This window comes from Sporosarcina sp. FA15, assembly GCF_051550195.1.
In the GTDB taxonomy this organism is placed as follows: domain Bacteria; phylum Bacillota; class Bacilli; order Bacillales_A; family Planococcaceae; genus Sporosarcina; species Sporosarcina psychrophila.
This window is the reverse complement of record NZ_CP188818.1, coordinates 2148041-2162477: the sequence shown is the minus strand read 5'-3', so window position 1 is coordinate 2162477 and position 14437 is coordinate 2148041. Positions and strand designations below refer to the sequence as shown.

Genomic DNA, 14437 nt, shown 5'->3' with positions numbered 1-14437 from the left:
TAACCGGCTCCTTACGCTTTTCATATCATAATAAATAAACGTGATACTCCCTTAGAAACGAGTTTTTCTTTGGGAGTTTGTCATTTTAGAAGGGATGAGATCATGTTGTTGAATAAAAAAATCCTCCTTTGTGTAACTGGCGGAATCGCGGTCTATAAAGCTGTTGCACTTGTAAGTAAGTTGTCTCAGGCAGGAGCGGACGTAAAGGTCATAATGACTGAATCGGCAAAGGAATTTGTCACACCACTTACATTTCAGGCGATGTCACGAAACGATGTTTTTTTCGATACGTTCGATGAAAAAAAATCCCGTGTGATTGCACATATTGATTTGGCAGATTGGGCTGATCTTGTCGTAGTTGCTCCAGCCACAGCAAATGTAATTGGTAAACTCGCGAATGGGATTGCTGACGATATGGTAACGACTACACTCTTAGCTACTCAGGCTGAGGTCTGGATTGCACCTGCAATGAATGTCCATATGTATGAGAATAAAGCAGTTATACGAAATATTACTACGCTGCACGAAGATGGCTATAAATTCATCGAGCCCTCTGAAGGCTTTTTGGCATGCGGTTATGTAGGAAAAGGTCGATTGGAAGAACCCGAAAAGATTGTAGAACTGATAACAGAACGGTTCACAACGTCCAAATATCTTCCGCTTTCAGGAAAGAAAGTTGTGATCACGGCAGGTCCAACACGTGAACGGATTGATCCGGTACGATATGTATCGAATTTTTCAAGTGGCAAGATGGGCTATGCGATGGCAGAAGCAGCAGTTAAACTCGGCGCTGAGACTGTCCTTATTTCGGGACCTGTTGGATTGGACAAGCCAGCGGGAGTAACAGTCATTGATATTGAAAGTGCGGCAGAGATGTTTGAAGCCGTCCGAACACAATTCGATGATGCGGCAATCGTTATCAAAGCAGCTGCTGTAGCGGATTATCGCCCGAGAGAGATTCAGCCCCAAAAGATGAAGAAACAAGTAGGGGACTCTGTTATTGAACTTGAACGAACAACTGATATCTTGAAAACAATCGGTTCAATGAAAACGAAACAAATCCTTGTTGGCTTTGCTGCTGAAACTGAAAATGCAGTAGGTTATGGCATAGGCAAACTAGAAAGTAAAAACCTTGATTATATTATCGTCAACGACGTGACTGATCCGGATGCTGGATTCGGGAAGGATACAAACGTTGTCACACTTCTTTCGAAAAACGGATCACATATGCCATTCCGAGCAATGCCGAAAAAAGAACTCGCCATTCTATTGCTGGAAACAATTATTAAAGAAGAAAGTGATCAACTAAATGATCGCTGAAGTCATTGTAGATGTAGCGGCTTATCCAATCGACAGGCCGTTTGATTACCTCGTTCCAGAAGCATTGGAATCTGTGATTGAGCCTGGAACCAGAGTGAAAGTTCCGTTTGGACCCAGGAAAGTGCTTGGTTACGTAACAATGTTGAAGGACGAAAGTGAGCTTGCACTCGGCAAAATTAAACCGATTGATGAACTTATTGATTTGGATCCGGTCATTTCTAGTGAACTGCTCGAATTATCGCGCTGGCTCGCGGTTGAGACGTTGTCATATGAAATTGATGCCCTCCAAGTGATGTTACCTGCTGCGATGCGTGCAAAATATGAAAAGTTCATCATTGTCGAAGAACCGGAACGAATTGAAGACGCTGATTTTAAAGCTTTTCTTGCGGGCAGGAAACGGATTCAGTTGAAAGAAGTAGATTCAGCAGAATTGATGAAAATGTTAAAAAAGTATGTTTCAGAAGGAATTGTCACGGTCGATACGGCCGTAGGGCAGCAAACTGCTGTGAAAAAAGTACGGATGATTCGAATGGCAGATGAGGTAACACTGCAAACTTTGCTTGACTCTATTCACTCCAATGCGAAAAAACAAGCTGAATTACTTCGCTGGATGTTGGAGCATGCAGGGAAAACGATCAGTGCAAAACAACTGATGGAACAGTCGGGAATTCAACCGGCTGTGCTGAAAACTGTCATTGAAAGAGGAGCAGCCTTCGAAGAACTTGCTGAAGTGTACCGTGAACCTGATGCGCCTCAATTGAAAGATACAGCGATACCCGAAGTCTTGACAGACGAACAGCAAATTGCACTTGATCATATAGCAATATCCGAAGACAATCAAAAGGCAGAAACATTCCTACTTCATGGCGTTACAGGAAGTGGAAAAACAGAAGTGTATTTACGTGCCATTAAACGCGTTTTGGATAAAGGCAAAGAAGCAATCGTCCTTGTCCCAGAGATATCATTAACCCCGCAAATGACGTCGCGCTTCAAAGAGCGTTTTGGTTCGCTCGTTGCAGTTATGCACAGCGCCTTGTCTGCCGGTGAGAAATACGATGAATGGCGGAAGATAAAACGGGGGGAAGTAAAAGTCGTCATTGGTGCAAGGTCGGCGATATTTGCCCCGTTTGAAAATATTGGTATTATCATTCTCGATGAAGAGCATGAATCGACGTACAAGCAAGATGATACACCGCGCTATCATGCAAGGGACGTTGCGATTAAACGCGCGGAGTATTACAATTGTCCTGTTATTTTAGGAAGTGCAACGCCGTCACTGGAATCATATGCACGTGCATCAAAAGGTGTATATACCATGCTTACACTAACGAAACGACCAAAAGATCAGGCCCTGCCAACAGTAACAGTCGTTGATATGCGAGAGGAATTGAAAACCGGAAATCGTTCGATGTTTTCATTGCCGCTTGCGGAAGCGGTCCGTATCCGATTGGAAAAAAGAGAGCAAATCGTGCTGTTTCTGAATAAGCGAGGCTTTTCATCTTTTGTACTCTGCCGGGATTGCGGTACTGTCGTTGAATGCCCAAATTGTGATATTTCGTTGACCTATCATCGTGCACACGAACAGTTAAAATGCCATTATTGCGGTCATGAAGAACGAGTGCCGCTCGTTTGTCCGGAATGTAAAAGTGAACATATCCGGTTTTTCGGAACAGGGACCCAAAAAGCGCAAGAAGAAATTGCGAAACTGTTTCCTACAGCACGTGTCCTTCGAATGGATGTCGATACAACGAGGCAAAAAGGTTCACACGAGCGGCTTCTTAGACAGTTCAGTGAAGGACAGGCGGATATCCTACTAGGGACGCAAATGATTGCGAAAGGGCTAGATTTCCCGAATATTACACTTGTCGGTGTGCTTGCCGCAGATACAACACTCCATTTAGCTGATTTCCGTGCCGCTGAAAAAACCTTTCAACTAATGACGCAAGTAAGTGGACGAGCTGGACGTCACGAATTGCCTGGAGAGGTTTTCATCCAGACTTATTCCCCTGAACATTACGCAATCGAATTAGCGAAAGCACAGCATTATGAGCCTTTTTATACGATGGAAATGGCGGCCAGAAGACAATATGGCTATCCCCCCTTCTATTTCGTCACGCTTGTTCAGTTTACGCACGAGGATTTATTGAAAGTAGCTGACTTTGCAGAAAAGGGAGCACGCTACTTAAAACAGAACTTATCTGCAGGCACAGTCGTCATCGGACCAACTGCTTCCGCTATCAGTCGAGTGAACAATAGATATCGCTACCAATGTTTGATAAAATACAAAAAAGAGCCGAAGTTGACAGAAACGCTGCAGCAGCTCATTAAGTATTACCGGACGGACTGGATTAAATCAGGACTGATAATGACCGTTGATGTAGAACCGGCGTCAATATACTAAACAAAAGCGCTGGAGTCTGGACGTGAAATATCCATGTCAGCCCCCAATCCTCAGTACAAGGTTAAATTACATCTTAGATAACAAGACAGAAAAGAGGAATAGATTTGGCAATACGTGAAATTGTGAAGCATCCGGCTCCGGTTCTTCAACAACAATGTAAAGAAGTAGTGAAATTTGATAAGAAGCTTTCAAAACTGCTAGATGATATGTACGACACAATGGTGGCGGCGGATGGCATAGGAATCGCTGCACCACAAATTGGCGAAGCAGTGCGTGTCGCGATTGTCGATATGGGCGAAGGGCAAGACGTTATTGAGATGGTCAATCCTGTTGTAACAGCAACCGGAGGATCCGAAATAGAAGTAGAAGGTTGTCTAAGTTTTCCGGATTTATTCGGCGAAGTAGAAAGACCATTTTTCGTACGCATTGAAGCGCAAGAACGCAATGGCGCACTTTATGAATTAGAAGCAGAAGATTATGAAGCACGTGCGATTCTTCATGAAATCGATCATTTAAATGGCGTATTATTTGATTCGAAAATCATTCGTGTTGTTGATCCGTCTGAATTAGAAGAAACAGAAGAAGCAGAGATAGTAGGGGAAAGCGGTGGGGGTGAGCTGAAATGACGAAGATTGTCTTTATGGGAACACCAGAGTTTTCGGTATCTGTCCTCACAATGCTCTTTGATGAAGGGCATACTATCGTGGCAGTTGTCACTCAGCCGGACAGACCAGTCGGGCGAAAGAGGGTCTTAACACCACCTCCAGTAAAAGTTGAAGCACTACGGCTTGGACTGCCGATTATTCAACCTGAAAAACTGAGAGGTTCTGCTGAACTTGAGGAAATTATTGCGCTTAAACCAGATTTAATCGTGACTGCAGCATTTGGCCAGATTTTACCGAAGGAACTGCTAGAAGTCCCTCGGCTCGGTTGCATTAATGTACACGCATCCTTACTACCTAAATATCGCGGTGGTGCGCCGATTCACCAGGCAATCATGGATGGCGAAACAGAAACGGGCGTCACAATCATGTATATGGTCGAAAAACTTGATGCAGGCGATATTATTTCACAAGTGATTGTGCCTATTTCTGATACGGATCACACAGGAAGTATGTTCACTGCGTTATCTGTGGCAGGGACGGCACTACTGAAAGAGACATTGCCTTCTATTTTAAACGAAACAAATAAACAAACAGTTCAAGACGAATCACTCGTGACGTTCGCGCGTAACATCTCCCGTGAACAAGAACGGATTGACTGGTCTAAAGGTGGAAAGGCAATCTACGATAAAATCCGTGGACTTCATCCTTGGCCAGTTGCATACACCGCATTCCAAGGTGAAAACGTCAAGATTTGGTGGAGTGAGAAAATCCATACAACTGACAGTGCGTTACCAGGAACGATTATTGCAATCGATAGTGATCGTATTATTGTAAAAGCGGGCGATGACATCGCTGTTGCACTTACGGATCTTCAACCAGCCGGGAAAAAACGGATGCCGGCGGGTGAATTTATTCGCGGAACCGGATCTAAATGGAGTAAGGGGGACCGTTTTGAATGAATATAAATACTAGACCGAAAAAGAAAATATGGAATGGCAACGTCCGAGACGCTGCTCTTTCAATATTGATGGAAATAAATGATCATCAAGCTTATAGCAATCTATTGCTGCATAGAACAATTGAAAAGTATGGTATAGAAACGAAAGATCGTGGCTTGTTAACGGAATTGACGTATGGCACACTTCAACACCGCATGACACTCGATTATTATCTTGAGCCGTTTGTCCGTGGTAAATTGGATGGCTGGGTTCGAGAGCTTCTTCGGTTATCGTTATATCAAATCGTTTATTTAACAAAAATCCCACCGCATGCTGTTGTTCACGAAGCAGTTGAAATTGCGAAAAGACGCGGTCATAAACGGATAGCACCAACTGTAAATGGTATTCTTCGCTCCGTGTTGCGTAAAGGTGTCCGTTCACTTGATGAAATGCAAGATGGTACGTTGAAAACTTCTATCGAAACGAGTCATCCGGAATGGTTGATTAAGCGTTGGAATGAACAATTTGGTGAAGAAGACGCGGCCATTATGGCACATGAAAATAATCATCCAGCAGCGATGACAATTCGTGTCAATACAGCAAAAACAACGCCAGACGAAGTCATTGCTTTACTCGAATCAGAAGGTGTTGAAGTAAGAAAAGGCGAAGTTGTACCGGAGTGCATCATTTCAGATAGTGGCAATCCTGCAAATACGCAAGCCTATAAAAAAGGACTTATCACTATTCAAGACGAAAGTTCGATGCTACCTGTTCTTGCTCTTGATTTATCGCCAGGTATGAAAGTACTCGATATGTGTGCGGCACCTGGTGGGAAAACAACCCACATCGCTGAAAAAATGAACGATAAAGGTGAAGTTTTTGCACATGATTTACATGAACATAAACTGAAACTTATTGAAGCAAATGCGACTCGCCTTGGCTTAACGTCAATCAAAGCATTGAGTGGAGACAGCAGGAAATTGACTGAGCTATACGAGTTGTCCTCATTCGATCGTATTCTTGTCGACGCACCTTGTAGCGGTCTTGGTGTCATCCGTAGAAAGCCTGAAATTAAGTACAATAAAACACAAGCTGATTTCGATGCGTTGACGTCGATACAATCAGACCTTCTAGATACTGCTCGTGAATTGATTAAATCTGACGGGGTTATTGTCTATAGTACGTGTACAGTGGAGTATGCCGAAAACCAGGGAATGGTTGAACGATTCCTTGTGCGTCATACGGATATGGAGAAAATCCCTTTACCGCAACTAACTGGAAACGAGAAATTGGCGATTGAAGATAACACGCTTCAAGTACTTCCGCAACACTTTGGCAGCGATGGCTTTTTTGTTGCTGCTTTCCGGAAAAAAAGTAAGTGAGCTAAGAATTCGAGGCAAAAGGTGGGATGGACGTTGCAATTTGAAGTCTTGACGGATATCGGCAAGAAACGAACGGTCAACGAAGACAGTGCGGCTGTATACACACTTCCAAAGGGCGTTATGCTTGCCGTGATAGCGGACGGTATGGGTGGCCACCTTGGGGGGGATTACGCGAGTTCGACAGCAGTCAGAGTAATTGGCGAGCAATTCATGAAACTTGATAGTTCGACGTTTGAAGCAGAAGATAAGTTGGCGCAGTGGCTGCAGGAAGCGGTCATTCTCGCAAATGACATACTTTACAAACATGCAAACGAAAATGAAGCGTATAAGGGAATGGGAACGACGCTTGAAGTAGCTCTCATTCGTGGACGTTCTTGTCTTATTTCGCATACTGGTGATAGCCGTGTCTACGCAATCGATGGGAAAGGTGTGCGGCAAGTAACACGAGACCATTCCTACGTAAATGCACTTCTTGACAGTGGGGAAATTACCTTGGAAGAGGCAGCAGTTCATCCACAACGAAACTGGATTATGAAAGCAGTTGGTTCTGAAAAAACGATTGTACCCGATCTTTATTCGCTTGAGTTAGAAGAGGGCATGTATATGCTTATTTGTACAGACGGTCTGAGCAATAAAGTAAGTCAACAATCGATGAGTGAAATAGTTCTATCAAACGCTACGTTGCATGAAAAGACGGAAGAACTTGTGGATTTAGCGAACAAGATGGGCGGGGAAGACAATATCTCCGTAATTCTAATCGACTCGACTGAAGTGGAGGCGACTAATCCATGATTGGATCAAGAATAGGTGGACGTTATGAAATTGTAAGGAATATTGGTGACGGCGGCATGTCAAAAGTATATCTAGCACATGACGTCATCCTGGACCGCGATGTTGCCATTAAGGTTCTTAATTATGATTTTGCGAATGAAGAGGCATTGAAAAGAAGGTTTAAACGAGAAGCACTTTCCGCAACGAGTCTGACGCACCCGCACATTGTTGATATATTCGATGTGGGCGAAGAGGGTGAACTGCATTACCTGGTGATGGAATATATCGAAGGACAAACCTTGAAGAAGTTTATCCAAGATAATGGGGCCTTGACGCCTAAGCAAGCTTTGCCGATTATGCAACAGATTGTATCTGCAATTGCGAATGCTCATCATAATGGAATCGTCCATCGTGATGTTAAACCGCAGAATATTTTAATGGATTCGGATGAGAATGTTAAAATTACTGATTTTGGTATCGCGATGGCACTTAGTGCAACAGCACATACAAAAACGAATTCAGTCATTGGGACGGTTCACTACTTGTCACCCGAACAAGCACGTGGCGGAATGGCGACAAAAAAGTCTGATATCTATTCATTAGGCATCGTACTTTACGAATTACTGTCAGGTGAATTGCCATTTACAGCGGATACTGCAGTTGCGATTGCATTGAAGCATTTACAAGAAGAGACGCCCTCAGTAAGAATGGTATTCCCTTCAATTCCACAAAGTTTAGAAAATGTTATTTTGAAGGCGACTATGAAAGATGCTACATATCGATATGATTCAGCAGATGAAATGTATGATGATTTGCTAACTGTACTGTCACCCGAACGGGCAAATGAGAAGAGATTCGCAATTGTGTTCGATGATGACCGCACGCGCGCGATACCAATCGTTAGTGAAACTACAAAATTTGATAGCGTTGAAGCGACTAAGAAGATCGAACCAGTAACAATTGAACAATCCCCGCCGCCAACACCACCGAAAAAACGCAAGAAATGGCCATTCATTGTTGGTGGAATTGCTGGCATTGCAATCCTGATACTTTTGTTGTCCCTTATTCCAGGTATATTTGGCCCTAAAAAGGCTGTTATTCCGACTGTGGCTGGAATGGAAGAAACGGAGGCTAGGGATGTGCTCTCTAGCACAGGCTTTAATACGGTTGTAACTGAGGAACAGCAATCCGATGATGTTGATGAAGGGGAAGCCATTAAAACGATACCCGAGGCAGGGAAGAAACGGGGTGTTGACTCCGAGATCACCTTGTATATTAGTACCGGTAAAGAAAAAAGCACCTTAGCCGATTATATTGGCGAAAATGCCGATAAAGTTATGGCTTCTTTAGCCGATACACTTTTTAAGTCGATTGATTCTATAGAAGAGTTTTCTGATAAACCAGAGGGTACAATCATTGGACAAGAACCAGATTCAGGGGAAGTAATTCTCAGTGAAACCGATTTACTGTTTACTGTTAGTAAAGGCCAAGAAAAGCAAATTCTTGACGATCTAAGAGGATATGACAAGGACCGGCTGGAAGATTATGAAGAGTCATCAGGTTTAACTATAAATACAGTGAGAGAAGATTATTCTTCAACAGTGCCTAAAGGTAGTGTCATTTCGCAAACACCAAATGGGAAAACAGAAATTGTAAAAGGTGGGAAAGTCGAAGTCGTCGTATCAAAAGGTCCAGAGAAAAAACCCGATAAGTTCGTTGTCAAAAAGGTGACAATTGAGTATGTACCTGAAGTGATTGAGCCTAGCCCTAGTCCTAGCGATGAAGATGGTGACGAAGGTGATGGAGAGGATGATGGAGACAACTCGGGAGTAGTGGAACAGCCTGCTCCAGTCCCACAACTTATTAAAATTTACATTCAAGACAAAAATAATAAGATAACGGATGTTTTTGATGAGTTTTCAATCACAGAAACGACGGAAAGATCAATTTCATTTAACTTGGAAGAAGGACAGACTGGGTCATATAAGGTTACGCGCGATTCAAAACCTATCATTGCAGAATTGGTCAATTAGAGTGACTCTAATTAGAAGGGGTGAAAGAATGCCAGAAGGACAAATCAGAAAAGCAATCAGCGGGTATTATTATGTAGAAAATGACGGAGAAATCATTCAATGTCGAGGACGTGGAGTATTTAGAAACCGTGGTATTCATCCGCTGGTTGGAGATTTCGTGACCTATGTACGTGTTGAAGATAATGATGCAACAGTCACTGAAGTCCATGAGCGGTTCAATGAACTTGTCCGTCCGCCAATCTCGAATGTTCACCAGGCGTTGCTTGTATTCTCCATAGTGGAACCGGCATTCAGCCTTTATCTATTAGACAGGTTTTTGGTTGTCGTCGAATCGTTCGACGTAAAACCAATTATCTGCCTAACGAAAAAGGATCTTGCGAATGCTGATGAACTGAAAATGGTAGCTGAATCAGCGGCGTATTATAAGAAAATCGGTTATGATGTTATAGAGACTTTTATTGACGATCCTCAACTGACTGACTTATTGAAACCTTATTTTGAAGGCAAGACTACAGTTCTTGCCGGGCAATCAGGTGTTGGTAAATCAACGTTGTTGAACACGGTATTGCCTGTGCTTGAATTGAAAACAGGGGTAATATCAGAAGCGCTTGGACGCGGAAAACATACAACGCGACATGTTGAGTTGCTTGAGATATCAGGTGGTCTTGTCGCGGATACCCCAGGCTTCAGCTCTCTCGAATTCGATCATATCGAAAAAGAAGAATTGTCTCATTACTTTGTAGATATGGATGAAGTTGCGCCAAACTGTAGATTCAGAGGTTGCTTGCACTTGAAAGAACCAAAGTGTGCAGTAAAAGAGTTGGTAGAGACTGGAGAAATTCCACGTCATCGCTATGATCACTACTTGCAGTTCATGCAAGAAATACTTGACCGAAAGCCGAGGTATGAAAAACATGATTAAAATTGCACCTTCAATTTTAGCAGCAGACTTTTCAAAGCTTGCCGAAGAAGTAAAAGAAGTGGAAGCAGCGGGCGCTGCACTAATCCATATCGATGTCATGGACGGACATTTCGTTCCGAACATTACAATGGGAGCGATTGTTGTTGAGGCACTTCGACCAGTAACGAAGTTGCCGCTGGATGTCCATTTAATGATTGAAAATCCAAACCTGTATATTGAACAATTTGCAAAAGCCGGAGCTGATTATATTACGGTTCATGTAGAGGCATGCCCTCATTTGCACGGCACATTGCAACTGATTAAGTCTCACGGGGTGAAATCGGGCGTTGTTTTGAATCCGCATACACCGATTGAAACGATTCTTCATGTTCTAGATGAAATTGACTTAGTCCTAATCATGACAATCAATCCCGGATTCGGTGGCCAGAAGTTTCTTCATTCAGTCGTTCCGAAAGTGAAACAGCTAGCCGATATTATTCGTGAGCGAGGACTTCCGATTGAAATTGAAATCGATGGCGGCATTAATGAAGAAACGATTATCCCGTGTGTGGAAGCGGGTGCTACAATCTTAGTTGCAGGATCAGCTATCTACAATGCACCTGATCGTGCAGAAGCTTTACGCCGGATAAAAGCTGCTGGTGAAGGTGCGCTAAGAAAATGAAGTATGCAGTCGTTTGTGCGGGCGGGCCCGATTCAGAAATAGCTGACTTGACGGAATTTCATCATAAAGATACGGTGTTCATCGGAGCGGATAGAGGTGCACTTCACTTGTTGCAAAGAGGTATTGTTCCTCTTGAAGCAGTGGGGGATTTTGATTCGGTTTCGAAAAGTGAATACGATGAGATAGCCGCCGCAGTCCGCATAATAGGACGATTTCGTTCGGAAAAAAATGAGACTGATACGGAACTTGCAGTAGATCGTGCTCTTTCCTACGGGCCAGAGTGTGTCATTTTGACGGGAGTTACAGGAGGGAGGCTGGATCATATGGAATCAGCCCTTCATCTTCTGTACCGGCTTCAAATAGCTCATAACGATACGTCATTCTCGATTCGTAATGGGACGAATGAACTTTTTATACTTACACCTGGAAGTTATCAAGTGACGTCGGATGATCGTTTTAAATACATATCATTTTTTTCATTCAATGGGGTAGTTAGTGGACTTACACTTACCGGTTTCAAATTCGAAATGGTAGATGCTACGCTCGAAACTGGCATGACGTTATTTACAAGTAATGAACTGGCTGAAGAAGTCTGTACTATATCGTTCCATGAGGGCATATGCTTAATGGTAAGGAGTTCAGATTCCTGAAAGGAGTGGGGAATTGCGAGTTTATACTTTCACAATGCCGAAATTTGTGAGTGGAGTTGTAAGGAAGTGTATGGTTGTTTTCCAGAAGGATGATTCACCGAAAGCTACTGCGAGCAACACCAAGAATAAAAAAAGGAAAAAAGAAAAAACGTCGGGCTGAAGAAATTCAGCCCGGCGTTTTATTTTCTTTAAAGTTTAAATACCAAGGCGCTTAAACTTTAATTACAGTCCTTTACACACGTTGAACTTTACCTGATTTAAGGGCTCTAGCAGAGACCCATACACGTTTAGGTTTACCGTTAACGAGAATTCGGACTTTTTGAAGGTTCGCACCCCATGAACGACGAGTTGCGTTCATTGCGTGGGAGCGTGCATTGCCTGTACGGGCTTTGCGTCCTGTAATAACACATTCTTTAGACATAATAGTACCTCCTTGCGAATGTTGATTAAGTGATTTACTTCTTTATTCGCATACCATAATAATGTATCATATGCGTAAACGTGTTGCAACCTTTTTTGTGACATCTTTCAAGGTAAAAGCCTTTACACGTTTAAAAGTCATAGAATCGCTTTCTTTTATTATTATAACAGGTATAGTACAATGGGGTTAGTGAAAAAGGATCCAGGGGGTATTACACATGTCAATCGAAGTAAAGAATGAATACGGCAAAATCGATATTACGAATGACGTCATTACCCAAGTGGTTGGTGAGGCGGCTATCGAGTGTTATGGGATTGTCGGAATGGCTTCAAGGCATCAGATAAGAGATGGCCTTACTGAAATCCTAGGGAAAGAAAATTTCACGCGGGGAGTCATCGTTCGTAATCTTGGCGATGATACGCATATCGATATGTATATCATTGTTGGATATGGTACTAAAATTTCAGAAGTCGCCTACCAAGTACAATCAAAAGTGAAGTATACATTGAAAAAGACAGTCGGCATGACTGTGAAATCTGTTAATATTTTTGTCCAGGGAGTCCGAGTGACGAACCTGTAAGAGGAGGAAATAATTTCTATGAAGACCATAGATGGTTTGAAATTTGCGGAAATGATAAAGTTGGGTGCACATCATCTTTATCAAAATGCCGATTATGTCGATTCACTAAATGTTTTTCCGGTACCTGATGGTGATACAGGTACGAATATGAATTTATCGATGACTTCAGGAGCGAAGGAAACTGAAGAAAATGCGGTTGCCCATATCGGTCAAACTGCACAAGCGTTATCGAAAGGATTGCTGATGGGCGCGCGCGGTAATTCCGGCGTTATTCTTTCACAGTTATTCCGTGGTTTCGGGAAAGCGATTGAAAATGAAGCGACTGTCAATGGAGGACAATTTGCAGGTGCCTTGAAGTATGGCGTTGAAACGGCCTATAAAGCGGTTATGAAACCTGTTGAAGGAACAATTTTAACCGTCGCAAAAGATGCCTCTACTATCGGAGTAGAAAAAGCTGCGACTACAGATGACATTATTGAAGTAATGGAAGCTATAGTGAAAGAAGCACAAGCATCACTTGAGCGGACACCGGATTTATTAGCTGTATTGAAGGAAGTTGGAGTTGTTGATAGTGGTGGACAAGGTCTCGTTTATGTATACGAAGGCTTCTTGGCATGCTTAAAAGGTGAAGAACTACCAGCAAGAACTATCGTCGATTCCATGGACGACTTAGTGAGTGCGGAACATCATCGCAGCGTCCAAGGGTTCATGAATACGGCAGACATTGAATTCGGATATTGCACGGAATTCATGGTGAAGTTCGAGGATGATAAACTGCAAACGAGTCCATACGATGAATCCGAATTCCGCCAAGGATTGAGTCAATTCGGTGATTCTTTACTTGTTATTTCTGATGATGAAGTTGCGAAAGTACATATCCATACAGAAGAACCGGGTGACGCACTTAGTTACGGGCAGAAATTCGGTTCCCTTATTAAAATTAAAATTGAAAATATGCGTCAGCAGCATCTCGAAATCGTCGGAGAAAATTATTCGGTACAAAATGCGGCGAAAAAAGAAGTTGTAAAACATCCATACGCGGTCGTAACAGTTGCTATGGGAGCAGGTATTTCTGAATTACTGAAAAGCGTAGGTGCCTCTGCCATTATTGAAGGCGGGCAGACGATGAATCCATCGACAGAAGATATTGTCAAGGCAATTGAGGCAGTCGGTGCTGAACGAGTGCTCATTTTACCTAACAACAAAAACATCATTATGGCAGCACAGCAAGCGGCCGATGTGATCGGTATTGAAGCAGCTGTCGTTCCTACAAAAACAGTACCCGAAGGACTTGCTGCTATACTTGCATTCAATCCGGAAGCGGAAGTGAGTGTAAACGTCGCAGCGATGACAGAGGCTGCATCGTTCGTGAAAACGGGACAAGTTACACATGCAGTAAGAGATACATCGATTGACGGGGTGGAAATTACAAAAGACGACTTCATGGGTATTTCAGGTGGTAAGATTATTACATCTGCGCCTTCACTTGAAAATGTCATGCAAACACTATTGAACTCGATCATTGATGAAGATGATGAAATTGTTACAATTATTTATGGTGAAGACATTAGCGAGAAAGATGCTTCTGCAATCGTAAGTTATGTAGAGGATAACTTTGATCACGCAGAAGTTGAACTTTATAACGGAAAACAACCATTGTATCCCTATATCATTTCAGTTGAATAAACTAGTAACGAGCAGTGCGCCTGTAAAAAGCCGCACTGCTTTTTACTTGCGTCGACAAGGAACAACA

At 42.8% G+C, this 14437-nt stretch carries 14 protein-coding genes; 13 read left to right on the top strand and 1 reads right to left on the bottom strand.

The genetic code is table 11. From position 1 onward, the window contains the following. Positions 1-102: 102 nt before the first annotated feature. The 11 genes from coaBC (at position 103) to spoVM (ending at position 11843) form a co-directional block, all read left to right on the top strand. Positions 103-1320 carry a bifunctional phosphopantothenoylcysteine decarboxylase/phosphopantothenate--cysteine ligase CoaBC gene (coaBC, locus tag ACP8HG_RS10435; RefSeq protein WP_187045427.1) on the top strand — a complete coding sequence of 406 codons (1218 nt, stop codon included), beginning with the start codon at positions 103-105 and terminating at the stop codon, positions 1318-1320. After that, positions 1310-3721 carry a primosomal protein N' gene (priA, locus tag ACP8HG_RS10430; protein ID WP_438298590.1) on the top strand — a complete coding sequence of 804 codons (2412 nt, stop codon included), beginning with the start codon at positions 1310-1312 and terminating at the stop codon, positions 3719-3721. The genes coaBC and priA overlap by 11 nt, the downstream gene beginning before the upstream one ends. A gap of 104 nt (positions 3722-3825) precedes the next feature. Continuing rightward, complete coding sequence (gene def / locus ACP8HG_RS10425) at positions 3826-4347, top strand: peptide deformylase (protein WP_067211352.1); 522 nt, start codon at positions 3826-3828, stop codon at positions 4345-4347. Beyond that, entirely contained in the window at positions 4344-5285 is a 942-nt protein-coding gene (gene fmt / locus ACP8HG_RS10420; RefSeq protein ID WP_187045425.1) for a methionyl-tRNA formyltransferase, read from the top strand. Before def ends, fmt begins: the two co-directional genes overlap by 4 nt. After that, a complete protein-coding gene (gene rsmB / locus ACP8HG_RS10415) occupies positions 5282-6646 on the top strand; it encodes a 16S rRNA (cytosine(967)-C(5))-methyltransferase RsmB (RefSeq protein ID WP_067211347.1) in 1365 nt (454 codons plus the stop codon). Before fmt ends, rsmB begins: the two co-directional genes overlap by 4 nt. 33 nt (positions 6647-6679) lie before the next feature. Further along, the gene (locus ACP8HG_RS10410) at positions 6680-7438 is read left to right on the top strand and encodes a Stp1/IreP family PP2C-type Ser/Thr phosphatase (protein ID WP_067211345.1); all 759 of its coding nucleotides are present in this window, start codon (positions 6680-6682) and stop codon (positions 7436-7438) included. Beyond that, positions 7435-9450 (top strand): Stk1 family PASTA domain-containing Ser/Thr kinase, encoded by a 2016-nt coding sequence (gene pknB, locus ACP8HG_RS10405; RefSeq protein ID WP_438298589.1) that lies wholly within the window; start codon positions 7435-7437, stop codon positions 9448-9450. The genes ACP8HG_RS10410 and pknB overlap by 4 nt, the downstream gene beginning before the upstream one ends. Before the next feature lie 28 nt (positions 9451-9478). Further along, positions 9479-10372: a ribosome small subunit-dependent GTPase A gene (rsgA, locus tag ACP8HG_RS10400; RefSeq protein WP_187045423.1), complete on the top strand. Its 894-nt coding sequence runs from the start codon at positions 9479-9481 to the stop codon at positions 10370-10372. After that, the gene (rpe, locus tag ACP8HG_RS10395) at positions 10365-11033 is read left to right on the top strand and encodes a ribulose-phosphate 3-epimerase (RefSeq protein WP_067214018.1); all 669 of its coding nucleotides are present in this window, start codon (positions 10365-10367) and stop codon (positions 11031-11033) included. Before rsgA ends, rpe begins: the two co-directional genes overlap by 8 nt. Continuing rightward, entirely contained in the window at positions 11030-11683 is a 654-nt protein-coding gene (locus tag ACP8HG_RS10390; protein WP_067211337.1) for a thiamine diphosphokinase, read from the top strand. The genes rpe and ACP8HG_RS10390 overlap by 4 nt, the downstream gene beginning before the upstream one ends. Positions 11684-11696: 13 nt before the next feature. Next, positions 11697-11843 carry a stage V sporulation protein SpoVM gene (gene spoVM / locus ACP8HG_RS10385; RefSeq protein ID WP_418064629.1) on the top strand — a complete coding sequence of 49 codons (147 nt, stop codon included), beginning with the start codon at positions 11697-11699 and terminating at the stop codon, positions 11841-11843. 72 nt (positions 11844-11915) lie between these two features. Here spoVM and rpmB read toward each other — a convergent pair whose 3' ends face one another. Then, positions 11916-12104 (bottom strand): 50S ribosomal protein L28, encoded by a 189-nt coding sequence (rpmB, locus tag ACP8HG_RS10380; RefSeq protein WP_067211334.1) that lies wholly within the window; start codon positions 12102-12104, stop codon positions 11916-11918. Positions 12105-12321: 217 nt separating this feature from the next. Between rpmB and ACP8HG_RS10375 the strand changes: the two genes are divergently transcribed. Further along, positions 12322-12684, top strand: coding sequence for an Asp23/Gls24 family envelope stress response protein (locus ACP8HG_RS10375; RefSeq protein ID WP_067211331.1), 363 nt, complete (start codon positions 12322-12324; stop codon positions 12682-12684). An 18-nt stretch (positions 12685-12702) separates the two neighbouring features. After that, entirely contained in the window at positions 12703-14370 is a 1668-nt protein-coding gene (locus ACP8HG_RS10370) for a DAK2 domain-containing protein (protein WP_399628239.1), read from the top strand. The last annotated feature ends 67 nt before the right edge of the window (positions 14371-14437 follow it).